This is a genomic window from Streptomyces sp. NPDC047525, from assembly GCF_040643025.1.
Lineage (GTDB): Bacteria > Actinomycetota > Actinomycetes > Streptomycetales > Streptomycetaceae > Streptomyces > Streptomyces durmitorensis.
The window spans coordinates 74,232-97,554 of sequence record NZ_JBEYTL010000009.1 but is presented as its reverse complement, the minus strand read 5'-3'; the positions used below and the strand labels follow the sequence as shown (position 1 = coordinate 97,554).

The following is a 23,323-nucleotide window of genomic DNA, read 5'->3' as shown; positions in this document are numbered from 1 at the left end:
GAGAGGGTCGTGACGACGATGACAGACGCTGCACTGTCCGAGTTCAAGATGCCCGACGTGGGCGAGGGGCTCACCGAGGCAGAGATCCTCAAGTGGTTCGTGGCGCCGGGCGACACGGTCACCGACGGGCAGGTGGTGTGCGAGGTCGAGACGGCCAAGGCCGCCGTCGAGCTGCCCATCCCGTTCAACGGTGTCGTACGTGAACTGCGCTTCCCCGAGGGCACCACGGTCGACGTCGGCCAGGTGATCATCGCGGTGGACGTGTCCGGCGGCAGTGCTCCGGCCCCCGCCGCGGAGGAAGCCGCAGCCCCGGCTCCCGTGCGGGAAAGTGCTCCGGAGCCCGCCGAGGAGGCTGCCGACGAGGCCGCTCCCACGGGCCGTCAGCCCGTGCTCGTGGGCTATGGGGTCGCCGAGTCCTCGACGAAGCGCCGCGCGCGCAAGGCGGCTTCGGAGCAGGCCGAGGCCGCGGGAACGTACTACGCGGCGGCGGTCCAGGCCGAACTGAACGGCTCCGGTACGGCTGCCGCGGCCCCGGCAGCTCCCGCCCCGGCAGCCCCCGCGGGTGAGCGTCCGCTGGCCAAGCCGCCGGTGCGCAAGCTCGCCAAGGACCTGGGAGTTGACCTCACGGCCATCGTCCCGTCCGGGCCCGACGGGATCATCACGCGCGAGGACGTGCACGCGGCGGTGGCCTCCGCCGCGACGCCCGCTCCCGCTGCCGCCCCCGTGTCCGCGCCGCAGCCGGTGGCCGCCGACGCGCCCGCCGCTGCCACCCCGGTGGTGGGCGGCGACGCCCGCGAGACGCGGATCCCCGTCAAGGGCGTCCGCAAGGCCATCGCCCAGGCGATGGTCGGCTCGGCCTTCACGGCGCCGCACGTCACGGAGTTCGTGACGGTGGACGTGACGCGGACGATGAAGCTGGTCGAGGAGCTGAAGCGAGACGCAGACAAGCACGGCTTCGCGGGCCTGCGGGTCAATCCGCTCCTGCTCATCTCCAAGGCGCTGCTCGTGGCGATCCGGCGCAACCCGGACGTCAACGCGGCCTGGGACGAGGCGAATCAGGAGATCGTCCAGAAGCACTACGTGAATCTGGGCATCGCCGCGGCGACGCCGCGCGGCCTGGTCGTCCCGAACATCAAGGACGCGCACGCCAAGACGCTGCCGGAACTGGCCGCGTCGCTCGGCGAGTTGGTGTCCACGGCCAAGGACGGCAAGACGACCCCGGCCGCGATGCAGGGCGGCACGGTCACCATCTCGAACGTCGGCGTCTTCGGCGTCGACACCGGTACGCCGATCCTGAACCCCGGCGAGTCCGCGATCCTCGCGGTCGGCGCGATCAAGCTCCAGCCCTGGGTCCACAAGGGCAAGGTCAAGCCGCGTCAGGTGACGACGCTCGCGCTCTCCTTCGACCACCGCCTGGTCGACGGCGAGCTCGGCTCCAAGGTGCTCGCCGATGTGGCGGCGATCCTGGAGCAGCCCAAGCGGCTCATCACCTGGGCGTAGCCCGTACGAAGAGAGGGCCCACCGCGTGCTGCGGTGGGCCCCCTCTTCGTCTCCCTGTCGGGAGCTGCCGTGTCAGGGCTACTTCTTGAAGCCGTAGTCCATCAGCTTCTTCGCGTCCTTCGTGCGGTTGGCCGAGGAGGTCGAGGTGAGGACCGTCCCGATGACCGTCTTGCCATTGCGGGTCGCGGCGAAGACCAGGCAGTACTTGGCCTGCGGGCCGGAGCCGGTCTTCACGCCGATCGTGCCGCTGTAGCTGCCGAGCAGGTTGTTCGTGTTCGACCACGACATGTAGCGGTAGCCACCGCTCTTCGTGGTGACCTTCTGCTTCGTCGACTTCGTCTTCACGACCGTACGGAACGTGGAGCTCTTCATCGCGCTGCTGGCGAGCTTCGTCAGGTCGCGGGGCGTGGAGTAGTTGCCCGCGCCGCCGATGCCGTCGAACGAGTCGAAGTGCGTGTTGCGCAGGCCGAGGGTCTTGGCCTGGGAGTTCATCTTGCCGATGAACGACTTCACGCGGGCTGAGCGGGTGGAGCCCTTGCCGAACTTGTCCGCGAGCGCGTACGCCGCGTCGCAGCCGGACGGCAGCATCAGGCCGTACAGGAGCTGGCGGACGGTGACCTTGTCGCCGACGATCAGGCGGGCGGACGAGGCGGTGTTCTTGACGATGTAGTCGCTGTAGGCCTTTTGGATCTTGACCTTGGAGTTGAGGTTCAGGTTCGGCTGCGAGAGCACCACCTTGGCCGTCATGATCTTGGTGGTGGAGCCGGTGGACCGGCGGGTGTCCGCGGCCTTGGTGAAGAGCGTCTTGCCCGTGCCGTTGTTCATCACGAACCCGCCCTTGGCGGCGATGGACGGCTTGGGCAGCGCGGCCGCATGGGCCGGGGTCGTGAGGGCTCCGCCCGCGAATACCGCACTCGCGGTGACGATAACGGCCGATGCGCGACGAATGCCCTTAATGGGGGTTTTCAAGGTTTGTGCTCCAAATGCCCCTGGAATGCGGCCACATGAGGGTGCCGCTCGATGGTGAGACGCACGAGAGGGGCGGATGGATGTGCTCCCAGGAGGGTGAAGTCCGAATCGTGGACTGGACGACCTCATGGGTACGTGTTGTATCTATGCTGTGCGCATGCCTGTCGCACCCGCCTCGCCCCCCGCTGGGGCCCTGAAGCCACCACCCGCCGCGGAGCGCGTGTACGCGCACGTCAAGCAGGGCGTGCTCGACCGCCGGTACGAGGGCGGCACGCTGCTCACCGAGGGCGAGCTCGCCGAGGCCGTCGGGGTGTCCCGCACTCCGGTGCGCGAGGCCCTCCTGAAGCTGGAGGTGGAGGGGCTCCTCCGCCTCTATCCGAAGAAGGGGGCGCTGGTCCTGCCGGTGTCCGTGCAGGAGATCGCCGACGTCGTCGAGACGCGGCTCCTGGTGGAGACGCACTCGGTGCGCAAGGCGGTGCCGGCGCCGGGCGGTCTCATCGCCCGCCTCGAAGAGCTGCTGGCCCGGCAGCGGGAGCAGGCCGCCGCGGGGGACCTCGCGGAAGCGGCCGTCACCGACCGCTGTTTCCACGCGGAGATCGTGCGCAGCGGGGGGAACGAGATCCTTGCCCGGCTCTACGACCAGCTCCGGGACCGGCAGTTGCGGATGGGGGTCGCGGTGATGCACTCGCATCCCGACCGGATCGCCAAGACGCTGTCCGAGCACGAGGAGATCCTTGACGCGCTGCGCGCCGGGGACGCGGACGGGGCGGTGGGTGTGGTCACCCGGCACGTCGGGTGGTTCCGGGATCTCGCGCGGGGCGAAGTCCGATGAGCTCAGCCTCCGCCCCCGTCTCCCTCCCCGGGGATCCCCCCGGCGGCAAGAAGGCCATGCTCGTCTGGGGCATCGGCGTCGCCGTCTACTTCGTCGCCGTCATCTTCCGGACCTCGCTCGGCGTCGCCGGGCTCGACGCAGCCGACCGCTTCCACGTCAACGCGTCCGCGCTCTCCACCTTCTCGATCCTCCAACTCCTCGTCTACGCGGGCATGCAGATACCCGTCGGCCTGATGGTCGACCGGCTCGGCACCAAGCGCGTGCTGACCATCGGAGTCGTGCTCTTCACGCTCGGGCAGCTCGGCTTCGCGTTCTCGCCCTCGTACGGGATGGCGCTCGCGTCCCGCGCGCTGCTCGGCTGCGGTGACGCGCTGACCTTCATCAGCGTGCTGCGCCTTGGCACCCGCTGGTTCCCGGCCCGGCGCGGCCCGCTGGTCGCCCAGCTCGCCGGGCTGGTCGGCATGGCGGGCAACCTCGTCTCCACCCTCGTCATCGCCCGGCTCCTGCACTCCGTCGGCTGGACCGCGGCCTTCGCCGGCAGCGCGCTCTGCGGCGTCGTCGTCCTCGTACTGATGACGCTGTTCCTCAAGGACCACCCCGAGGGCCACGAGCCGGCGCCCGTGCGGCACACCGGTGGGGCCTTCGTGCGCAAGCAGATCGCCCTCAGCTGGCGCGAGCCCGGCACCCGGCTCGGCCTGTGGGTGCACTTCACCACGCAGTTCCCGGCGATGGTGTTCCTGCTCCTGTGGGGCCTGCCGTTCCTCGTCGAGGCGCAGGGGCTCTCGCGCGCGACCGCCGGGGCGCTGCTCACCCTCGTCGTGCTGTCCAACATGGTGGTGGGCCTGGTCTACGGCCAGATCGTCGCCCGGCACCACGCGGCGCGCACCCCGCTGGCCATCGGCACCGTCGCGGCGACGGCCGTGATGTGGGCGGTCACGATCCACTACCCCGGCGACCACGCCCCGATGGGGCTGCTCGTCGCGCTCTGCGTCGTGCTCGGCTCCTGCGGGCCCGCGTCCATGATCGGCTTCGACTTCGCGCGGCCCGCCAACCCGCCGGAGCGGCAGGGCACCGCGTCCGGCATCGTGAACATGGGCGGCTTCGTCGCCTCCATGACGACGCTGCTCGCCATCGGCGTCCTCCTGGACGCGACCGGCGACAACTACCGCATCGCCTTCTCCGCCGTCTTCGTCCTCGAGGCGATCGGCCTCAGCCAGATCCTGCGGCTGCGGACGCGCGCGGTGCGCCGGGAGAGGGAGCGGCTTGTCGCCAGCCGCGTGGAGGCCGTGCACGTACCTGTCTGAGGCCCGCCCGCGTGCTCCGAGGGCTACGGCGTGACCGCGAACTCCCGCAGGATCGCCTCGCCCAGGCCGTGATCGCCCTCGACCTTGATCCGGTCGGCCACGGACGCGTACGTGATGCGGCCGCACGCCAGGCGGAAGTACGTCTCCCAGTCCAGGCTCAGCGTGGCGAGCGGGCCGAGCGAGGGGGCGCTGTCGACCGTGGCGTGGCCGTCGGCGTCGACGCGGACCGTGCGCAGGAACTCGACGGGGCCGCTCACATCGAAGACGACCGCCGAATTCGCCGGCGCGGCGGCCTTCTTGGCGACCACCTTGGGCAGGCCGTGCAGGAGGAGGTCGCGCGCCACGAGCGCGCCCTGGGAGTCCAGGTTGCCGGGCTTCCTCAGCGTCGTCCGCAGGTCCTGCTCATGCACCCAGACGTCGAACGCGCGCATCCGCGTGGCCAGTTCGAGGGTCTGCTCGGTGCCGAGCGGGCCGCGGATCTTGTGGGAGGGGTCGCGCGACTCGTTCCGCAGCTGCCGCGAGCGGCGGATGATCGTGTACTCGAGCTCGGAGGTCATCTCGGGCGCGGTGTGGTGGCGCCGGACGTCGACCTGTATCTCCATGTACCGCTGGCCCTCGGTCTGTACGTGGTACAGGTCGCGGGGCAGGGTGTGGATGGGGCGCGGGTCGCCCAGCATCTCGCAGTCCAGGCCTATGACGTGGGAGACGACATCCCGCACCGACCAGCCGGGGCAGGGGGTGGCCCAGTTCCACTCTCCCTCGGCGAGCGGTGACACCAGCTCGGATATGGCTGATACGGATTGGGTCCAGGCGTCGGCGTAGGTTTGCAGGCTGGGATGGAGACTCACGGGACCCCTCGACGGTCGTACGCGGGCGGTGGGTGTCTGAGACGTTAAGTTACGCTGCCCGCAGGCACCCCGGCAGTGCTTTCGTGTGACGATCGTAGGCCTGCATTGACGGCTCGAATGCCAGGACGGTGGTAGTGTGCGCGCCTCCCTCATCCAGATCGCCGTAGACGAGGGCGAATCGGTCAATTCCCGCCGCTCGCGGGTCTCTTCACTGGTACGTGAGGTAGCCGAGCGGGAGCGGCCGGATCTCGTCGTTCTTCCCGAACTGTGGACCACGGGCGCTTTCGCGTACGAGTCGTTCGCGAGCGAGGCCGAGCCGCTGGAGGGGCCCACGTACGAGGCGATGGCCAAGGCCGCGAGTGACGCGGGCGTCTGGCTGCACGCGGGGTCGATTCCGGAGCGGGACGCTGCTGGCGACCTCTACAACACCTCGCTCGTCTTCTCGCCCGAGGGCGAACTCGCCGCCTCGTACCGGAAGATCCACCGGTTCGGCTTCGACAAGGGCGAGGCCGTCCTGATGGGGGCGGGCAGCGAGCTGGTGACGGTGCGGACGCCGTCGGCGGCGATCGGGCTCGCCACGTGCTACGACCTCCGCTTTCCCGAGCTGTTCCGGGGGCTTGTCGACGCGGGCGCGGAGATGTTCGTCGTTCCCGCGGGGTGGCCTGCGCGGCGGCGGGAGCACTGGACGCTGTTCGCCCGGGCGCGGGCGGTCGAGGACCAGGTGTACGTCCTCGCCTGTGGCACCGGCGGCACGCATGCCGGGGTTCCCCAGGCCGGGCACAGCGTTGTCGTCGACCCCTGGGGCGAGGTGCTCGCCGAGGCGGGGGACGGTGAGGAGGTCCTCACCGTCGACCTCGACCCCGCGAAGGTCGCGGCCACGCGGGAGCAGTTCCCCGCGTTGAAGGACCGGCTGCTGGGAGTTGCCGCCCCTCGGCCGGGTGCCCCCGGCCATTAGTCGTCGTCGCCCCGTTCCTTCTCCGCCAGGCGGATCACGCAGACCGCGATGGCCAGGAGCAGGGCCGCGTCGGCGTCGTCCCTGGTGATGTGGAGTCCGTACGTCTCGCGGACCCGGAACCAGCGCCGCGAGATGTCGGCCAGGAGTTCGCCGTCGTACTCGATGGCGAACTCGCGGTCCAGGATCTTGCCGCTCACGTCGAGTTCGGTGCCGTCGACCAGGTCCACGCGGTAGTGGTTGCGCAGGAGCGAGAGGCGCTTGCGCTTGACCGTGGCCAGTGCGTCGCCGTCCCGTTCGATCACCATCGTGTCGCGCAGCGCCAGCATCTTGGCGCGGATGTCGATGAGGACGCGGCCCTGCATGTCCTTGAGCTCGAAGGTCTCGCGCAGGCGCATCGCCTTGCCGTCGACGAGGAAGACCTTCTGGCCCTGGTCGTCCTCGATCCAGTAGTCGTCACCGATGCCGAGCAGCCGGTCGCGTACGAGAAGTTTCATGGGGCCATGACTACCCCGTGGCGCGCATGGCACCAGGGCAAGCCGGGGGAGTTCACCGTGACGGGCCCGGCAGCCAGGGGGGTGGCTGCCGGGCCCGGCGGAGGTCAGTGGCCGTGGTGGAGTCAGTGGTGGTCGTCTTCCGTCCTGATCACCGTGGCGCCCGGCGGCACGACCGTCTTGCGGCGTGCGTTGGTGAACACGGCGACGCCGATGACGCCCACGGCCATCATGATCAGGCCGGTGACGGTGAGATTGATGCCGTCCATCTCCCAGTCGGTGGCGAACGCCAGTATGGCGCCGACGGCGATGAGAATGATGCATCCGCCCAGGCCCATGTGGACCGCCTCCCTATGTCGTGGCTGGCACCCGGGTACCCGGACCCGCCACGGCCACACGGAGAAGCGGAGATTGACGTTCAGCCGTCGGTCCCGATCCCTCAGCCCTGCAGGAACGCCACCAGCGCGTTGGCCAGCAGGTGCGGATCGTCCGCCCCGCACAGCTCGCGCACGCTGTGCATCGAGAGGATCGCGACGCCGATGTCGACGGTCTTGATGCCGTGCCGGGCCGCGGTGATCGGCCCGATCGTCGTGCCGCAGGGCATCGCGTTGTTCGAGACGAAGCTCTGGAAGGGCACGCCGGCCTTCTCGCACGCGGCGGCGAACACGGCACGTCCGGCGCCGTCGGTGGCGTACCGGTTGTTGACGTTGACCTTGAGGATCGGGCCGCCGTTGGCGCGCGGGTGGTGCGTCGGGTCGTGCCGCTCCGCGTAGTTGGGGTGCACGGCGTGGCCGGTGTCGGAGGAGAGGCAGACGGTGCCGGCGAAGGCGCGGGCCCGGTCCTCGTACGTGCCGCCGCGCGCGAAGACGGACCGCTCCAGGACGCTTCCGAGCAGCGGGCCGTCCGCGCCCGTGTCGGACTGCGAGCCGTTCTCCTCGTGGTCGAAGGCGGCGAGCACGGGGATGTACGGGAGGGAGTCGGCGCCGTCCGCCGTGGCGACGGCGGCGAGCGCGGCCGTACAGGCGTGCACGGAGAGGAGGTTGTCCATGCGGGGGCCCGCGATGAGGTCGTGGTCGCGGCCGAGGTAGGAGGGTGCCTCGATGGGGTGTGTCATCAGGTCCCAGCCGGTGACGTCGCCGGGGGTGAGCCCCGACTCCTCCTCCAGGAAGGTGATGAGGTCGCCCTCGTGCACGTCGTCGCCGAGCCCCCAGATGGGCTGCATGTGCTTCTGCTTGTCGAGCTTGAGGCCGTCGGCGATCACTCCGCGGTCCATGTGGATCGCCAGCTGCGGGACGCGCAGGAGCGCCCGGTCGATGTTCACCAGGCGCGTCGAGCCGTCCCGCAGCGAGAGGCGTCCCGCCAGGCCGAGGTCGCGGTCGAGCCAGGAGTTGAGCAGCGGGCCGCCGTAGATCTCGACCGCGACCTGCCGCCAGCCGTGCGCGCCGGCGTCCGGCTTCGGCTTGACGCGGAGGTTGGGGGAGTCGGTGTGGGCGCCGACGATGCGGTACGGGGTGTGCGCGGAGGCACCTTCGGGGACGTACCAGGCGACGATCGCGCCGCCGCGCTGCACATACTTGCCGCCGGTCGACCCGTCCCAGGCGTCGGTCTCCTCGACCTGCCGGAAACCGGCCTTCTCCAGCCGCTCCGCGGCGGTCGCCACTGCGTGGTACGGGGAGGGGCTTGCCGCCAGGAAGGTCATGAGGTCGTCGGAGTGGCCGCGGTCGAAGCGGGCAGGTGTGCTCATGGCTTCCAGCCTAGCTAGCGGACCCCACGGGGCGCGGGGGGCCTTTTCTGGGAGGTTCTGTACGTGAACTGCCCGTAACCGGAGAGCTTGTACCGCCGCTTCGCGGCGGATCTTCCCCGCCCACCCACCCGATTGCCCCGCAGGACCGAGTGCACCCCGCCTGGGTGAGAGCCGCGCAGCGGCCGAGAGGCACGTCATACCGCAGTGGCCCGCCCCCGGACCGGGAGCGGGCCACCTGAAGTGTCGCGGAGGCTAGAACGCCGCCTCGTCCAGCTCCATCAGGTCCAGCTCCACGCCCTCGGCGAGCTTCCGCTCGTATCCGACGCCCGGCAGGACATTCGCCGCGAAGAACTTGGCCGCCGCGATCTTGCCCTTGTAGAAGGCGACATCCTTGGCCGACGCCGTCTCCAGCTTCTCGGCGGCGACCGCCGCGCCCCGCAGCAGGAGGTAGCCGACGACCACGTCGCCGGAGACCATCAGGAGGCGGGTCGTGTTGAGGCCCACCTTGTAGATGGACTTCACGTCCTGCTCCGTGGCCGCGAGGTCCGTCAGCATGACGCCGACGATGGCCTCCAGCTCGACCGCGGCCTTGGCCAGCTCCTCGCGGGCCCCGGCCAGGCTCTCGCCGCCCGTGCCGACCGCGAGGAACTTCTTGATCTCCTCGGCGAGGCCGTTCAGCGCGGCACCCTGGTTGCGGACGATCTTCCGGAAGAAGTAGTCCTGCCCCTGGATGGCCGTCGTGCCCTCGTAGAGGGTGTCGATCTTGGCGTCACGGATGTACTGCTCGATCGGGTACTCCTGGAGGTACCCCGAGCCGCCGAACGTCTGGAGCGACTGCGCCAGCTGCTCGTACGACTTCTCCGAGCCGTAGCCCTTCACGATCGGCAGGAGGAGGTCGTTCAGGGCGATGAGCGCCGACGCGTCCTCGCCCTCCGCCTCCTTCACCGCGATGTCGTCCTGGACCGCCGCGGTGTGCAGGACCAGGGCGCGCATGCCTTCCGCGTACGCCTTCTGCGTCATCAGCGAGCGGCGTACGTCCGGGTGGTGCGTGATCGTGACCTTGGGCGCCGTCTTGTCCATGAACTGGGCCAGGTCCGGTCCCTGCACGCGCTCCTTGGCGTACTCCAGGGCGTTGAGGTAACCCGTCGAGAGCGTCGCGATGGCCTTCGTGCCGACCATCATGCGGGCGAACTCGATGATCATGAACATCTGGCGGATGCCGTCGTGCTTGTCGCCGATCAGCCAGCCCTTGGCGGGGTGCTGGTCGCCGAACGTCATCTCGCACGTGTTGGAGGCCTTCAGGCCCATCTTGTGCTCGACGTTCGTGGCGTACACGCCGTTGCGCTCGCCCAGCTCGCCGGTCTCCCAGTCGAACTCGTACTTCGGGACCAGGAAGAGCGAGAGGCCCTTCGTGCCGGGGCCGTGGCCCTCGGGGCGGGCGAGGACGTAGTGGAGGATGTTCTCCGACATGTCGTGCTCACCGGACGTGATGAAGCGCTTCACGCCCTCGATGTGCCAGGAGCCGTCCTCCTGCAGAGTCGCCTTCGTGCGGCCCGCGCCGACGTCCGAGCCCGCGTCGGGCTCGGTCAGGACCATCGTCGAGCCCCACTGCTTCTCGACGGCGATCGCGGCGACCTTCTTCTGCGCCTCGTTGCCCTCGTCGTGCAGGATGCCGGCGAACGCCGGACCGGACGAGTACATCCAGACGGCAGGGTTGGCGCCCAGGAGCAGCTCCGCGTAACCCCAGATCAGGGAGCGGGGGGCGGTCGTGCCGCCGATGCCCTCGGGCAGGCCGAGGCGCCAGTACTCGGAGTCCATGAAGGCCTGGTAGCTCTTCTTGAAGGACGCCGGGACCGGCGCGGTGTTGGTCGCCGGGTCGAACACCGGCGGGTTGCGGTCGGCGTCCGTGAAGGACTCCGCCAGCTCGTTCTCGGCGAGGCGGCGCAGCTCCTCGAGGATGCTCTTGGCGGTGTCGACGTCCATCTCCGCGAACGGGCCGGTGCCGTACAGCTTGTCGCGGCCGAGCACCTCGAAGAGGTTGAACTCGATGTCGCGGAGATTCGACTTGTAGTGCCCCATGGCGACGGCTCCGTAAGCAGAAAAGGGATCAACGGGATCAGTACCAGCTGGTAGCTACGATGATGCTACCCGCCAGTAATAAGAAGCAACCCCTAATAGGTCATCTGTGACTCAGTCCTCTCGCGGGCTCAGTACTCTTGCGGACATGTACGGCTACGACCAGAGCCCAGGCGCCCAGCAGCAGTACGCCCCTCCCGGGGCGCAGCCGCCGCCGCAGCAGATGCCGGGCGGCGCGGGCGGTTACGCCCAGCAGCCCCCGCTCTACCCCGAGCCGTCGCCCCCGTCCCTGGCGGACGCGGTGCGCGCCTTCACCACGGGCTCGATGTCCGCGGAGGACTTCCAGCAGGCCTTCGCCACCTCGAAGGTCTACTGCCCGCGCGGCGACAACCCCGGCTTCCTCGCCCTGCACAACACCCAGCAGCCCGTGATCCCGATGTTCACCTCGCTCAAGGAGCTGCGCCGGTACGCGGGCAAGGAGTCCAAGTACTTCGTGATCACGGGTGCCGAGGTCATCGACCTCCTCCCTACCGGGTACGGCTTCGTGCTCGACATGGAGGGCGAGCACCGCATGGTCTTCGACGCCAAGGCCGTCGAGCAGATGGTCGACTTCGCGATGCGCCGGATGTACGGCTGAGCCCTGAGCGGTCTCCGCTGCTCGGCCTCCGGCCTCGCCCCCTGGTCGTCTTCGCGTGCGGGGCCGTCGTGGCTGGTCGCGCAGTTCCCCGCGCCCCTTTGGGGCGCCTTCCTGAGCCCGGAGGAATTTCCTCCGGGCTCTCGCCGTTCCCGGTGGCAAGAAGTTCTACGTTCAACTAAACTGAGCGTACGAGAAGGAGGCACCGACATGCCCGCTGTGACCGTGGAGAACCCGCTGACCCTGCCCCGTGTGGCCGCGTCCGCCGACGCCGTGGCCCGCCCCGTGCTCGCCGTGACGACCGCGCCGAGCGGTTTCGAGGGCGAGGGCTTCCCGGTGCGCCGGGCGTTCGCGGGGATCAACTACAAGTACCTCGACCCGTTCATCATGATGGACCAGATGGGCGAGGTGGAGTACGGAGCCGGGGAGCCCAAGGGCACGCCCTGGCACCCGCACCGCGGCTTCGAGACGGTCACGTACCTGATCGACGGAACGTTCGTGCACCAGGACTCGAACGGTGGCGGCGGCACCATCCAGAACGGCGACACCCAGTGGATGACCGCCGGTTCGGGCCTCCTGCACATCGAGGCCCCGCCGGAGTCCCTCGTCCAGTCCGGCGGCCTCTTCCACGGCCTCCAGCTGTGGGTGAACCTGCCCGCGCGGGACAAGATGATGGACCCCCGCTACCAGGACATCCGCGGCGGCCAGGTGCAGCTCCTGACCACCCCCGACGGCGGCGCGCTCCTGCGCGTCATCGCCGGTGAGCTCGACGGGCACGACGGGCCCGGCATCACGCACACGCCGATCACGATGATCCACGCGACCGTGCGCCCCGGTGCCGAGGTCACGCTCCCCTGGCGCGAGGACTTCAACGGCCTCGCGTACGTGCTCGCCGGGCGCGGCACGGTAGGCGCCGAGCGCCGCCCGGTGCACATGGGCCAGACGGCCGTCTTCGGCGCGGGCTCCTCGCTGACCGTCCGCGCGGACGAGAAGCAGGACGGGAACACCCCCGACCTGGAGGTCGTGCTGCTCGGCGGGCAGCCGATCCGTGAGCCGATGGCGCACTACGGCCCGTTCGTGATGAACAGTCAGGCCGAGCTGCAGCAGGCCTTCGAGGACTTCCAGAAGGGTCTGCTCGGCACGGTCCATGCCGTGCACGGCATGTAGCCGTAGCCGTACATAAGGTGCGGGCCCACGCGGCCCATGCTCGGGTAGGAGGGTGAGCACCCTTCTGCCCGAGCCCGCACGGCGTACCGCCGCCTGGTGCGCCGTCCTCCTGCTCGTCACCGGCGTGGCCGCCGTGGCGATCTGGCTCGTCGTCATCTTCAAGACGGCCGTCACACCGGTGCTCCTTGCCCTGCTCGGCACGGCGCTCCTGGGGCCCGTCTACCGGTGGCTCCTGAAGATGAAGGTGCAGCGGTCACTCGCCGCGGGGCTCACCTGCGCGGCCGTCGTCGCGGTCGTCGGCGGCGCGATGTACATCGTGGTCAAGGCCCTGATCGACACCGGCGACCAGATCATCGCCTCCCTGAAGCAGGCCGCCGCCGACCTCTCCGAGCACTTCGGCGCCGCGGGGACGTCCCTGGACGACATGGCCTCCAACGCCAAGGACCTGCTCGGCAAGTTCGGCGGATCCGCCGCGTCCGGAGTGATCAGCGGGCTCAGCGTCGTCGGCGAGATGATCGCCATGGCCGTCCTCGCGCTGCTGCTCGTCTTCTTCTTCCTGCGCGACTCCGACCGGGCCATGGGATCCATGCGCTCGCTCGCCCCGCGCGGCACCGCCGACATCGTCGAGGCGATGGGCAGGCGCGCCTTCCAGGCCGTCGAGGGCTTCATGCGCGGCACCACGTTCATCGCGCTCATCGACGCCATCTGCATCACCGTCGGGCTGCTGATCCTGCGGGTGCCGGGGGCGTGGGGGCTCGGCGCGCTCGTCTTCATCGGCGCCTACATCCCGTATCTGGGCGCGTTCATCTCCGGTGCCGTCGCCGTCCTGGTCGCGCTCGCCGACCGCGGGGTGATCATCGCGCTGTGGGCGCTCGGCGTGGTCCTCGCCGTGCAGGTCCTGGAGGGGCACGTGCTCCAGCCGGTGATCCAGTCGCGGACCGTGCAGATGCACCCGGCGGTCGTCATGCTGGCGATCACCGCGGGGGCCTCCGTGGCCGGGATCCTGGGGATGCTCCTTGCGGTGCCGGTCACGGCGGCCGCGTTCGGGGTGATCTCGGAGTTGCGGGAGAGATCCGGGGCCGGGAAATCCAGCCCGTCCGGCGTCTGAGGACGAACTCGGCGGAGCCGGTGACAGACGGTGCCCACGGCTTGGGGGCGCCGGGGTCACTCGCCCGCGGCGCCCTCGTACAGCTCGAACCAGATGCTCTTGCCCTCGCCTCTGGGGTCCACCCCCCACTCGTCGGCGAGCAGCTCCATCAGGACCAACCCCCGCCCGGACGAGGCCAGTTCACCGGGGTGGCGCTTGTGCGGCAGGTCGTCGCTGCCGTCCGAGACCTCGGCCCGCAGCCGGCGCGAGCCCGGCTCCCCGATGACCTCGGCGACGAGCAGCGCGTCGCCGTCCGTGTGCACCAGTACGTTCGTGATCATCTCGGAGACCATCAGGACCGCCGAGTCGACCTGGTCGGCGTCCGCCCAGTCGTGCAGCAGCTCCCGCACATGGCGCCGCGCCCCCGCGATCCGCTCCGGCTCGGCCTGCGCGACCGTCAGGACGGTGCGCCGTGCGGGCGTGCGGTGGGCGGGGTGGGCGGCCCTGCGCAGGAGCAGGACCGCTATGTCGTCCTCGCGGCGGTCCACGAGGGACCCCGTGGTGTGGTGCGAGGAGGGCCCGTGCACGGCCTGTACGAGGGTGTCGGCGAGTTCCTCAAGACCGTCGTCGTCCCCGTCGCCCCCGTGCTCCTCCAGGATCGTGCGGATCCGCTTCCAGCCGCTGTCCAGGTCGTGGCCGCCGGTCTCGATGAGGCCGTCGGTGCAGACCAGCATCGTCTCGCCGGACTCCAGGACGAGGCGGGTCGTGGGGTAGTCCGCGTCCGGGTCGATGCCGAGCGGCAGGCCGCCCGCCGTGGGGCGCAGCAGGACCGTTCCGTCGCTCATCCGTATCGCGGGCTCGGGGTGGCCCGCGCGGGCGATCTCCAGGACGCCGGTGACCGGGTCCGCCTCCACGTAGAGGCAGGTCGCGAAGCGCGGGTCGGAGGGGTCGCCGCCCGCGTCGCCGTCCGAGCCGATGGCGATGCCGTCCGTGATCCCGGAGAGGAAGCGGGTGGCCCGGGAGAGCACGGCGTCCGGGCGGTGGCCCTCGGACGCGTACGCGCGCAGGGCGATCCGCAGCTGCCCCATGAGCCCGGCCGCGCGCACGTCATGCCCCTGGACGTCACCGATGACGAAGGCGATGCGGCCGTTGGGCAGCGGGATCATGTCGTACCAGTCGCCGCCCACCTGGAGCCCGCCGCCGGTCGGCACATACCGCGCGGCCACGCTCATCCCCGGGATGCGCGGCCCGAGCAGCGGCAGCATCGAGCGCTGAAGACCCTCCGTCAGCTCCCGCTCCGACTCGGCGACCCCGGCCCGCGACAGGGCCTGGGCCAGCATCCTGGCCACCGTCGTCAGGACGGAGCGCTCGTCCGGCGTGAACGAGACGGGGTAGGCGAAGGCGGCCAGCCAGGCGCCCATCGTGCGGCCCGCGACGGTCAGCGGCAGGAACGCCCACGACTGCCGCTCGAAGGGCCGGGCCAGCGGCCAGGTGGCGGGGTAGCGGCGGTGGTACTCCTCGGGCGAGGAGAGATAGACCGCGCGGCCCGTGCGGACCACCTCGGCGGCCGGATAGTCCGTGTCCAGGGGCATCGCCGAGAAGGGCAGGTCGTCCCCCGGCTGGTGCCCGTGATGCCCGATGACCTTGAGCCGGTCGCCCTCGACCCCGAAGACACCGAGTCCGTCCGGCGAGAACCCCGGCATGGAGAGCCCGCTCGCGACCCGGAGCACCTCCTCCGTCGACCGTGCCTCGGCGAGCGCGCGCCCGGCGTCCAGCAGGAACGCCTCGCGGGAGCGCCGCCAGTCGCCGGTGACCGGGCTGCGGGCGGCGGCGCCCGGCGGGGGCTCGGTGACCTCCTGGAGGGTGCCGATGAGTTCGTACGAGTGCGTGGCCTCGTCGACGATCGGCTTCGAGCGGCTGCGCACGATGCGCAGGACGCGGCGCCCCTGCTCGTCCATGATCCGCAGGCGGGCCTCGGCCAGGGTGCCCTCGGCGACGGCGAGCTGGACGATGCCGTCGATCTCGTTCCAGTCGACGGGGTGGAAGCGGGAGCGCACGCCTGCCTCGGTGAGCGTCTGGGCCCGAGCGGGAAGCCCGAGGAGCCGGGCCGCCTCGGCGTCGAGCGTGACGGTGCCGGCCGCGTTGTCCCAGCGCCACAGGCCGGTCGCGATGGCGGCGAGGACGTCCCGCACGGGAGGCAGGGGTTCGTCCCCCGCCTGTTGCAGGGGATCGTCGGTGCGCATTGACCCACTTTAGGAAGATCGATGGACAAGTCGCCACCGCCGGGGGTGGCCGGAGGCGCCCCGGGGGTGATCCGCGCGGTAATCCGGAAAGCGATCTCCGCCCGGACGGTAGCCTTGGGGACTGTCTGCTCTCTCCCCTATTCGCGAAGACTGGATGAACGAAGATGCATCGGTACAGGTCCCACACCTGCGGCGAGCTCCGCGCCTCTGACGTCGGCTCCGACGTCCGGCTGAGCGGCTGGCTGCACAATCGCCGAGACCTGGGTGGCATCCTCTTCATCGATCTGCGCGACCACTACGGAATCACGCAGCTGGTGGCCCGCCCCGGCACCAAGGCCGCCGAGGTCCTGGACAAGCTCTCCAAGGAGACGGTCGTCCGGGTCGACGGCAAGGCAGTCTCGCGCGGCGCGGAGAACGTGAACCCGGAGCTGCCCACCGGCGAGATCGAGATCGAGGCCGCCGAGGTCGAGGTGCTGGGCACCGCTGCCCCGCTGCCCTTCACGGTCAACGCGGACGACGGCGTGAACGAAGAGCGGCGCCTTGAGTACCGCTTCCTGGACCTGCGCCGCGAGCGCATGCACCGCAACATCATGCTGCGCTCGTCCGTCATCGCCTCGATCCGCTCGAAGATGGTGGCCCTCGGCTTCAACGAGATGGCGACGCCGATCCTGGCCGCGACGTCCCCCGAGGGCGCCCGCGACTTCGTCGTGCCCTCCCGCCTGAACCCGGGCAAGTTCTACGCCCTGCCGCAGGCCCCGCAGCAGTTCAAGCAGCTGCTCATGATCTCGGGCTTCGACCGCTACTTCCAGATCGCGCCGTGCTTCCGCGACGAGGACGCGCGCGCGGACCGCTCGCCGGGCGAGTTCTACCAGCTCGACGTCGAGATGAGCTTCGTGGAGCAGGAAGACGTCTTCCAGCCCATCGAGAAGCTGATGACGGAGATCTTCACGGAGTTCGGCAACGGCCGCGAGGTGACCTCGCCCTTCCCGCGCATCCCGTTCCGCGAGTCGATGCTGAAGTACGGCAACGACAAGCCGGACCTGCGCGCGAAGCTCGAACTGGCCGACATCACGGACATCTTCGCCGACTCCGAGTTCAAGGCGTTCGCGGGCAGGCACGTCCGCGCCCTGCCGGTGCCGGACACGGCCTCGCAGTCCCGCAAGTTCTTCGACGGCCTCGGTGACTACGCGGTCGAGCAGGGCGCGAAGGGCCTTGCCTGGGTGCGCGTGGCCGAGGACGGTTCGCTGACGGGCCCGATCGCGAAGTTCCTGACGGAGGCGAACGTCCAGGAGCTGACGAAGCGCCTCGGCCTGGAGGCGGGCCACGCGGTCTTCTTCGGCGCGGGCGAGTTCGAAGAGGTCTCCAAGATCATGTCGGCCGTCCGCGTGGAGGCGGCCAAGCGTGCGGGCCACTTCGAAGAGGGCGTGTTCCGCTTCTGCTGGATCGTCGACTTCCCGATGTACGAGAAGGACGAGGACACCGGCAAGATCGACTTCTCCCACAACCCCTTCTCGATGCCGCAGGGCGGCATGAAGGACCTGGAGGAGAAGGACCCGCTGGACATCCTCGCCTGGCAGTACGACATCGTCTGCAACGGCATCGAGCTGTCCTCCGGCGCCATCCGTAACCACGAGCCCGACGTCATGCTCAAGGCCTTCGAGATCGCGGGCTACGCACGCGAGACGGTCGAGCAGGAGTTCGCGGGCATGCTCCGCGCCTTCCGCCTCGGCGCCCCGCCGCACGGCGGCATCGCCCCCGGCGTCGACCGCATCGTCATGCTCCTCGCGGACGAGCCGAACATCCGCGAGACGATCTCGTTCCCGCTGAACGGCAACGCGCAGGACCTGATGATGGGCGCGCCCTCCGAGCTGGAGGAGTCGCGGCTGCGCGAGCTGAACATCTCGTTGCGCAAGCCGGTGGCGTCCGACAAGTAGGCGTACGCGGCGGTTTGCCGGACCCCTGGACCGTGTCGGTCCGGGGGCCCTTCGCATGTCCGGCGCATATCCGGCGCAGGTCCTGCCCGCGCCCTCCGGGGACCCTTCGCATGTTCTCCCCTTGTGCGGCCCGTGTCCGATATCCGGGCTCCGTGTCCGGTTCGCGTCCATCGGCCGTTTATCGGCGCGGCTTACGGTCACGACTCCCACTCGCGTATCCATGGTCGGGGGACGGCATGGCGCTGCGTATCCACTTCACGGCACAGGACTTGGCGCGCACGACGGTCGCCGCGCGCCCGGACATCATGTGGGAGCTGACGATCAGCCTCCACCGGCTCCAGGCGCCGCGCTCCACGGCCCGCTGCCGACCCTGGCTCGGGCACGTGCGGGAAAGGCTGCGTACGCGCGACCTGCGGGCGGTGCTTCATCCGCTGACGACGCTCGTGCCGCCGCGGGGCGACTTCCCCGACTTCCTCACGCCGCCCGGCCAGTTGGACTTCGCCGACGCGCTGGAGCTGATCTCCGGTGCCGGGCGCCGGATGTTCGCCGACGACCTGGCGACGGTGTTCCGTGCGCGTGAACGCCCCTTATGGATACGTCAGTTGGCCGAGGGCGACCGTCAGCGGCGCCGGGAGCTGGTGCGGGCGCTCGCCGTGTACCACCGCGAACTGCTGCGCCCCTGCCTGCCCGAGCTGGACGAGACGGTGGTCGCGGAGCGTGCGGTGTGCGGGCGGCGGGTCCTGGACGGCGGGGTCGGGAAGCTGCTCGGTGTCCTGTCGCCGTCGGTGCGGTGGGCGTGGCCGGTGCTCACCGTCGACTATCCGGTCGACCGGGACCTGCGCCTCGGCGGGCGCGGCATCACGCTGGTCCCGTCCTTCTTCTGCGCGACGCCGGTGACGCTGATCGACCCCGAACTGCCGCCGGTCCTGGTCTATCCGGTCAGCGGCGAGGGCCCGGCGCCGCACGGGGCCGACGGGGCGGACGGCCTCACTCCGGTGCTCGGCCGGACGCGCGCGCTGGCGATCCGCGCACTGCTCGATCCCGGCTCGCCCTGCTCGACCAGTGAACTGGCCCTGCGCATCGGGGTGTCGGTGGCGAGCGCGAGCAGGCAGGCGGCTGCGCTGCGGGACGCGGGGCTCGTCATCAGCGCGCGGCAGGGCGGCGAAGTACTGCATTCCGCCACGCGGCTCGGCAGGGAACTTGCCAGGCGCAGGCCGGAGTTGGCGCGCTCGGCCTGAGGCAAAGGGTCCGTTTGCGGCAGGCTGCAATCTCCTGGTCAGGGCGGGTGCACCGCCTCTCCAATAGTCATGGCCACACCAAGTGGCGCATCGCTACGGGGAGGGAAATCCGTGAAGAGACGTATGGCTGTGGTGCTGGGCGGAGCGTTGGCTGCTTGCGCGTTGAGCGTGCCGGCGGCCACGGCCGCGGAGCCGCCCATCGACTTCCAGCTGCCGTTCACCTGCGGGCAGGAGTGGCAGATCAACTCCTACGGCACGGACCACGCTCCGGCACTGGACATGGTGCGCGAGCCCGACCAGGTGGGCACCGAGGGGGCGCTGCTCACCGCACCGGCGGACGGCGTGGTCAACCAGTCCTACGAGCACGAGAACGCCGGGAACATGGTCCAGATCGACCACGGCGACGGCTACTTCACCACCTCCATCCACCTGCAGTCGCGCTCCGTCGAGGCGGGCGACACCGTCAAGCAGGGGCAGGAGATCGGCCGCGTAGGGAAGTCGGGGGAGACGTCGAACGGCCATCCCCACCTGCACTTCGAGATGGCCGTCGACGCCGACGGCGACGGCCGGGCCACCTGGGGCGAGGAAGGCAGCGAGCGGGTCGACGCCTGGTTCGACGGAGTCGACTACGGCGGCGTCGGCAAGACGTGGCGCAACGTCGCGAGCAAGAACTGCGACGGCGACCCGGGACCGGGCCCGGACCCCGAGCCGGAGGCCACCACCCTCGCCTACACCGGGGCCACCAGCGTCTCCAACGGCTCGGACGCACAGCTCTCCGCGGTCCTGAAGGCCAAGGAGTCCGACGAGCCGGTCGAGGGCCGCGAGGTCGCCTTCGAGCTCGGTGACGGCGACACCGCCCAGACCTGCGAGGGCGAGACGGACGAGAAGGGCGAGGCGACCTGCACCGTCGAAGTGGCGGACCAGGCCTTGACCGACGACGGCACCGTCCCGCTGACCGCGGCCTTCGCGGGCGACGACGCGTACACGAAGTCCGATGACACCGCGGACCTCAAGCTCCAGCACGTGGAGGGCCGTTCCTACGGCCTCGCGGCGAAGGTCCCGCTCCCGCTGCTCCCCGTGGGCATCGACCCGACCCCGGACACCGGGACCGTGCGGACGGCGGAGGCGGAGACCACGTCACCCGCGTGTGCGCAGGGCGTCAGCGCGATCGTCGTGAACGCGGACGCGCTCTGCGCCGAGGTCGTCACCAAGGCCGGGCCGAGCGGCGCCACGGCGACCGCCACCGTGGCCGACGCGTCCATCGGGCTCCCCGGACTTCCGGTGATCGGGATCTCCGGGCTCACCTCGAAGTCGACGAGCAGCTGCGATGCGGCGAAGGGCAGCGTCAGCCTCGAACTGACCGTCGCAGGAACCCCGGTCAGCATCCCGGACACCCCGGGGTACGAGGTCGACCTCGGCCTGGTGGGCAAGCTCGTGGTCAATGAGCAGCTGCCGGTCGAGGGCGCGGACCAGGGCCTGACGGTCAACGCGGTCCACCTGACGACGCTCGCGGGCGCGGACGTGGTGATCGGTTCGAGCACCACCAGCGCGCACGACTGCGCGTAACGAACGAAAGCGCGGCCCGGAGCCGACATCGGTTCCGGGCCCTTTGCTGTGCGTGACCACAGTCTGCGCACATGCTCCTGACAGGTGGGATCCCTAGCGTCCGTGGCCATGACGGAGAACAGTGAGACGCAGCCGGAGAAACCCCAAGGACCCGCACACAAAAGGGACGTGACGCGCCGTAAAGTCCTGCTCACGAGCGGGGCCGCGGTGGCGGCGGTCGGGGTCGGAGGAGCGGTGGCGGCGAGCGCGTCCGCCGAGGGGACGGACGCCCCGGCCACCGACGCCTCGGCCACCGACGCCTCGACCGCACAGACGTGCTACCGCCTGACCGGCGAGACGACCGAGGGTCCGTACTACATCGACGCGGACAAGATCCGGAAGGACATCACCGAGGACAGGGAGGGCATCCCCTTCACCCTGCGTCTCAAGGTGATCGACTCCGACACGTGCAGGCCCCTGAAGCGGGCGGCGGTGGACATCTGGCACTGCGACGCGCTGGGGATCTACTCCGGGTACGAGTCCATGAGCGGCGGCGGCGGAGGCACCCCGCCGACCGGAGCCCCCACCGGCACCCCGCCCTCCGGCGGTCCGGGCGGAGGGGGCGGAGGCGGCCACCAGGAGCCGACCGACGACGAGCGCTACCTCCGGGGCACGCAGCTCACCGACAAGCACGGCTACGTGGAGTTCCGGACGGTCTTCCCCGGCTGGTACCAGGGCCGGGCCGTGCACATCCACACCAAGGTCCATGTGGACGGCACGCTGACGGACTCCGGCTACGAGGGCGGCCACGCCTGCCACACGGGCCAGTTCTTCTTCGACGAGACATCGGTGCTCGCCTCCGCCGAGGTGGCCCCGTACTCCACGAGCACGACGGAACGCACGACGCTGGACGAGGACACGATCTACGGCGGGGGCGGCACCCAGGACGGCCTCCTCAAGCTGAAGTACCGCAAGGGGCACATCGAGAAGGGCGTCGTCGGGTCGATCACGATGGGCGTGGACCCGGACGAGACGCACGACGGTACGTCGTAGCGGCCCTGAGGCTGGACTGACAGCCGCCGTCAGCTCGCGGGCGCCCCCTTCTCCAGCAGCTCCACGATGCTGGAGAAGCTGTCCGCCGCGTGGCCCGCCTCCATCCCGCGCCGGAACAGGTCGGCCACCGCCGACGGCAGCGCGGCGTCCACGCCCGAGTCGGTGTGGGTGTCCACCACGTGCTCCATGCTGGCCAGGCCCATGGCCAGACGGTCCACGTCTCCTGCGTGGTTGCCCGCGTCGATGCGTGCCGCGTAGAAGGACAGGAACTCCGGCATCCCGGCCATGTTCTGTGAGGCGTACGGGAGGATGTCCGTCGCCGACAGGCCGTTGGCCTTCGCCAGGGCGACGGCGTACCAGTAGCTGGAGACGCTCGTCCAGAAGATGACCATGTTGAGCTGGTACATCAGCGCCGCGAGGCCCGCGTCCTCGCCCCGGTAGTCCGTCTCGCCCGTCAGCACCTCAAGAGTCGCCCGGTGCTTGTCGTACGCCGCGCGCGGGCCGCTGTAGAAGGTGGAGAACTCCGGCTTCCCGATGCCGTGGGGCGGGGCGAGCACGCCGCCCGTGAGGTGGGAGGCACCGTGCCCGGCGGCCCATTTCGCCGCCGCGCGGGCCTTTTCCGGGGTGTCCGAGCTGAGGTTGACGATCACTCGGCCCGAAAGGGCCGCTGCCGCCGGTTCGAGGACCGCGTACACCGCGTCGTAGTCCGTGAGGCTCAGGATCACCAACTCGTTGGCGGCGACGGCCTCCTCGGGAGTGGCGGCGAGGATCGCGCCGCGCTCCACCAGGTCGTCCGCGCGGGACGCGGTGCGGTTCCAGAGGGTGACCCGGTGGCCCTTGTCGAGCAGGGCCGTGGCCATCGCGCGGCCCATGGGGCCGAGGCCGATGAGGGTGACAGGGGTGGCGGTCATGCGAATCCTCCTGGGCTGAAACGGACTGGAACGGACCGGAACGGACCGGGGAACGGAGTGGACCGGACTGGACCGGAACGGACTAGAACGAGCGCTCTATCTAGAGCGTGGAGGAAACGTAGCACAGCTCTGGAACGAGCGCTCTAATTAGTCGCGGAGGTAGGGTGGCGCCATGGCCCAGACCCCCACCACCAGCGCCCCCGCCACCGCCGCCGCCCCCGTCGGCACCCGCGACCGCATCGTCATCGCCGCCGCACGGCTGCTCCAGCGCCAGGGGTACGTAGGCACCGGCATCAAGCAGATCGCGAAGGACGCGGAGGCCACGCTCGGCTCCGTCTACCACTTCTTCCCGGGCGGGAAGGAGGCCGTCGCGGTGGCCGCGATCACGTACAGCGGCGAGGAGTTCGCCGAGGTGCTGCGCGAGGGCCTTGCCACCGCCGATGACCCCGGCGCCGCGATCGAGGCGTGCGCCGCGGAACTGGCCGTGGGGCTGCGGGAGTCGGGCTGGATCGACGGCTGCCCCGTCACCGCCGCCGCCCTGGAGACGCTGGGCACGGAATCGGAGATCCAGCGGGTGTGCGCGGCCGCGCTGGGGAGTTGGGAGCGCCTGGTCGAGGAGAAGCTGCTCGGCTCCGGCTTCGGTGCGAGGGACGCGCGGGACGTGGCGACGACCGTGATCAGCGCCCTGGAGGGCGCCGAGGTGACCGCCCAGGTCAACCGCAGCGAGGAGCCGCTACGGGCCGCGGGGCGTCAGCTGGCGCGCCTGGTGGGGTCCTACGAGGCCTGAGCAGT

20 protein-coding genes are annotated in these 23,323 nt (G+C 70.3%); 12 read left to right on the top strand and 8 right to left on the bottom strand.

Annotated features, from left to right (window positions below; translation table 11 throughout):
* Positions 1-9 precede the first annotated feature (9 nt).
* On the top strand, positions 10-1,500 hold the full coding sequence (locus ABZ833_RS26525) for a dihydrolipoamide acetyltransferase family protein (RefSeq protein WP_361051100.1): 1,491 nt from the start codon (positions 10-12) through the stop codon (positions 1,498-1,500).
* Positions 1,501-1,578: 78 nt separating this feature from the next.
* On the opposite strand, the gene ABZ833_RS26520 is transcribed toward ABZ833_RS26525, so the two are convergent.
* Positions 1,579-2,469 (bottom strand): D-alanyl-D-alanine carboxypeptidase, encoded by an 891-nt coding sequence (locus tag ABZ833_RS26520; protein ID WP_361051097.1) that lies wholly within the window; start codon positions 2,467-2,469, stop codon positions 1,579-1,581.
* A gap of 157 nt (positions 2,470-2,626) precedes the next feature.
* Between ABZ833_RS26520 and ABZ833_RS26515 the strand changes: the two genes are divergently transcribed.
* Both ABZ833_RS26515 and ABZ833_RS26510 read left to right on the top strand, forming a co-directional pair.
* Positions 2,627-3,301 (top strand): GntR family transcriptional regulator, encoded by a 675-nt coding sequence (locus tag ABZ833_RS26515; protein ID WP_361051094.1) that lies wholly within the window; start codon positions 2,627-2,629, stop codon positions 3,299-3,301.
* Positions 3,298-4,605, top strand: coding sequence for an MFS transporter (locus tag ABZ833_RS26510; protein ID WP_361051091.1), 1,308 nt, complete (start codon positions 3,298-3,300; stop codon positions 4,603-4,605). Before ABZ833_RS26515 ends, ABZ833_RS26510 begins: the two co-directional genes overlap by 4 nt.
* A 23-nt stretch (positions 4,606-4,628) precedes the next feature.
* Here the strand turns inward: ABZ833_RS26510 and ABZ833_RS26505 are convergent, their stop codons facing one another.
* Entirely contained in the window at positions 4,629-5,453 is an 825-nt protein-coding gene (locus tag ABZ833_RS26505; RefSeq protein ID WP_361051088.1) for a maleylpyruvate isomerase family mycothiol-dependent enzyme, read from the bottom strand.
* A 136-nt stretch (positions 5,454-5,589) separates the two neighbouring features.
* Here ABZ833_RS26505 and ABZ833_RS26500 point away from each other — a divergent pair, with 136 nt between their 5' ends.
* On the top strand, positions 5,590-6,408 hold the full coding sequence (locus tag ABZ833_RS26500) for a carbon-nitrogen family hydrolase (protein WP_361051085.1): 819 nt from the start codon (positions 5,590-5,592) through the stop codon (positions 6,406-6,408).
* Here ABZ833_RS26500 and ABZ833_RS26495 read toward each other — a convergent pair.
* The 4 genes from ABZ833_RS26495 to ABZ833_RS26480 form a co-directional block, all read right to left on the bottom strand.
* Positions 6,405-6,902 carry an LURP-one-related family protein gene (locus tag ABZ833_RS26495; protein WP_361051078.1) on the bottom strand — a complete coding sequence of 166 codons (498 nt, stop codon included), beginning with the start codon at positions 6,900-6,902 and terminating at the stop codon, positions 6,405-6,407. The two genes, ABZ833_RS26500 and ABZ833_RS26495, sit on opposite strands and share 4 nt — an antisense overlap.
* 122 nt (positions 6,903-7,024) lie before the next feature.
* Entirely contained in the window at positions 7,025-7,237 is a 213-nt protein-coding gene (locus tag ABZ833_RS26490) for a DUF6458 family protein (protein WP_361051075.1), read from the bottom strand.
* A gap of 101 nt (positions 7,238-7,338) precedes the next feature.
* A complete protein-coding gene (locus ABZ833_RS26485; RefSeq protein WP_361051073.1) occupies positions 7,339-8,643 on the bottom strand; it encodes a M18 family aminopeptidase in 1,305 nt (434 codons plus the stop codon).
* Positions 8,644-8,895: 252 nt separating this feature from the next.
* Positions 8,896-10,722 (bottom strand): acyl-CoA dehydrogenase, encoded by a 1,827-nt coding sequence (locus ABZ833_RS26480; protein ID WP_361051070.1) that lies wholly within the window; start codon positions 10,720-10,722, stop codon positions 8,896-8,898.
* Between the two features lie 145 nt (positions 10,723-10,867).
* Between ABZ833_RS26480 and ABZ833_RS26475 the strand changes: the two genes are divergently transcribed.
* From ABZ833_RS26475 to ABZ833_RS26465, 3 genes are all read left to right on the top strand, one after another.
* Positions 10,868-11,356 carry an SseB family protein gene (locus tag ABZ833_RS26475; RefSeq protein ID WP_135331823.1) on the top strand — a complete coding sequence of 163 codons (489 nt, stop codon included), beginning with the start codon at positions 10,868-10,870 and terminating at the stop codon, positions 11,354-11,356.
* Between the two features lie 207 nt (positions 11,357-11,563).
* A complete protein-coding gene (locus tag ABZ833_RS26470) occupies positions 11,564-12,520 on the top strand; it encodes a pirin family protein (RefSeq protein ID WP_361051067.1) in 957 nt (318 codons plus the stop codon).
* Between the two features lie 52 nt (positions 12,521-12,572).
* The gene (locus ABZ833_RS26465) at positions 12,573-13,628 is read left to right on the top strand and encodes an AI-2E family transporter (RefSeq protein ID WP_361051064.1); all 1,056 of its coding nucleotides are present in this window, start codon (positions 12,573-12,575) and stop codon (positions 13,626-13,628) included.
* Positions 13,629-13,684: 56 nt separating this feature from the next.
* On the opposite strand, the gene ABZ833_RS26460 is transcribed toward ABZ833_RS26465, so the two are convergent.
* A complete protein-coding gene (locus ABZ833_RS26460) occupies positions 13,685-15,850 on the bottom strand; it encodes a SpoIIE family protein phosphatase (protein WP_361051060.1) in 2,166 nt (721 codons plus the stop codon).
* 164 nt (positions 15,851-16,014) lie between these two features.
* Between ABZ833_RS26460 and aspS the strand changes: the two genes are divergently transcribed.
* From aspS to ABZ833_RS26440, 4 genes are all read left to right on the top strand, one after another.
* Positions 16,015-17,784: an aspartate--tRNA ligase gene (gene aspS / locus ABZ833_RS26455; protein WP_361051057.1), complete on the top strand. Its 1,770-nt coding sequence runs from the start codon at positions 16,015-16,017 to the stop codon at positions 17,782-17,784.
* A gap of 236 nt (positions 17,785-18,020) precedes the next feature.
* Complete coding sequence (locus ABZ833_RS26450) at positions 18,021-19,022, top strand: ArsR family transcriptional regulator (protein ID WP_361051054.1); 1,002 nt, start codon at positions 18,021-18,023, stop codon at positions 19,020-19,022.
* Positions 19,023-19,133: 111 nt separating this feature from the next.
* Positions 19,134-20,588 (top strand): M23 family metallopeptidase, encoded by a 1,455-nt coding sequence (locus ABZ833_RS26445; RefSeq protein WP_361051051.1) that lies wholly within the window; start codon positions 19,134-19,136, stop codon positions 20,586-20,588.
* Between the two features lie 108 nt (positions 20,589-20,696).
* Entirely contained in the window at positions 20,697-21,620 is a 924-nt protein-coding gene (locus ABZ833_RS26440; RefSeq protein WP_361051048.1) for an intradiol ring-cleavage dioxygenase, read from the top strand.
* Positions 21,621-21,649: 29 nt separating this feature from the next.
* Here ABZ833_RS26440 and ABZ833_RS26435 read toward each other — a convergent pair whose 3' ends face one another.
* Complete coding sequence (locus ABZ833_RS26435) at positions 21,650-22,531, bottom strand: NAD(P)-binding domain-containing protein (protein WP_361051045.1); 882 nt, start codon at positions 22,529-22,531, stop codon at positions 21,650-21,652.
* 172 nt (positions 22,532-22,703) lie between these two features.
* Between ABZ833_RS26435 and ABZ833_RS26430 the strand changes: the two genes are divergently transcribed.
* Positions 22,704-23,318, top strand: coding sequence for a TetR/AcrR family transcriptional regulator (locus ABZ833_RS26430; RefSeq protein ID WP_361051042.1), 615 nt, complete (start codon positions 22,704-22,706; stop codon positions 23,316-23,318).
* Positions 23,319-23,323 lie beyond the last annotated feature (5 nt).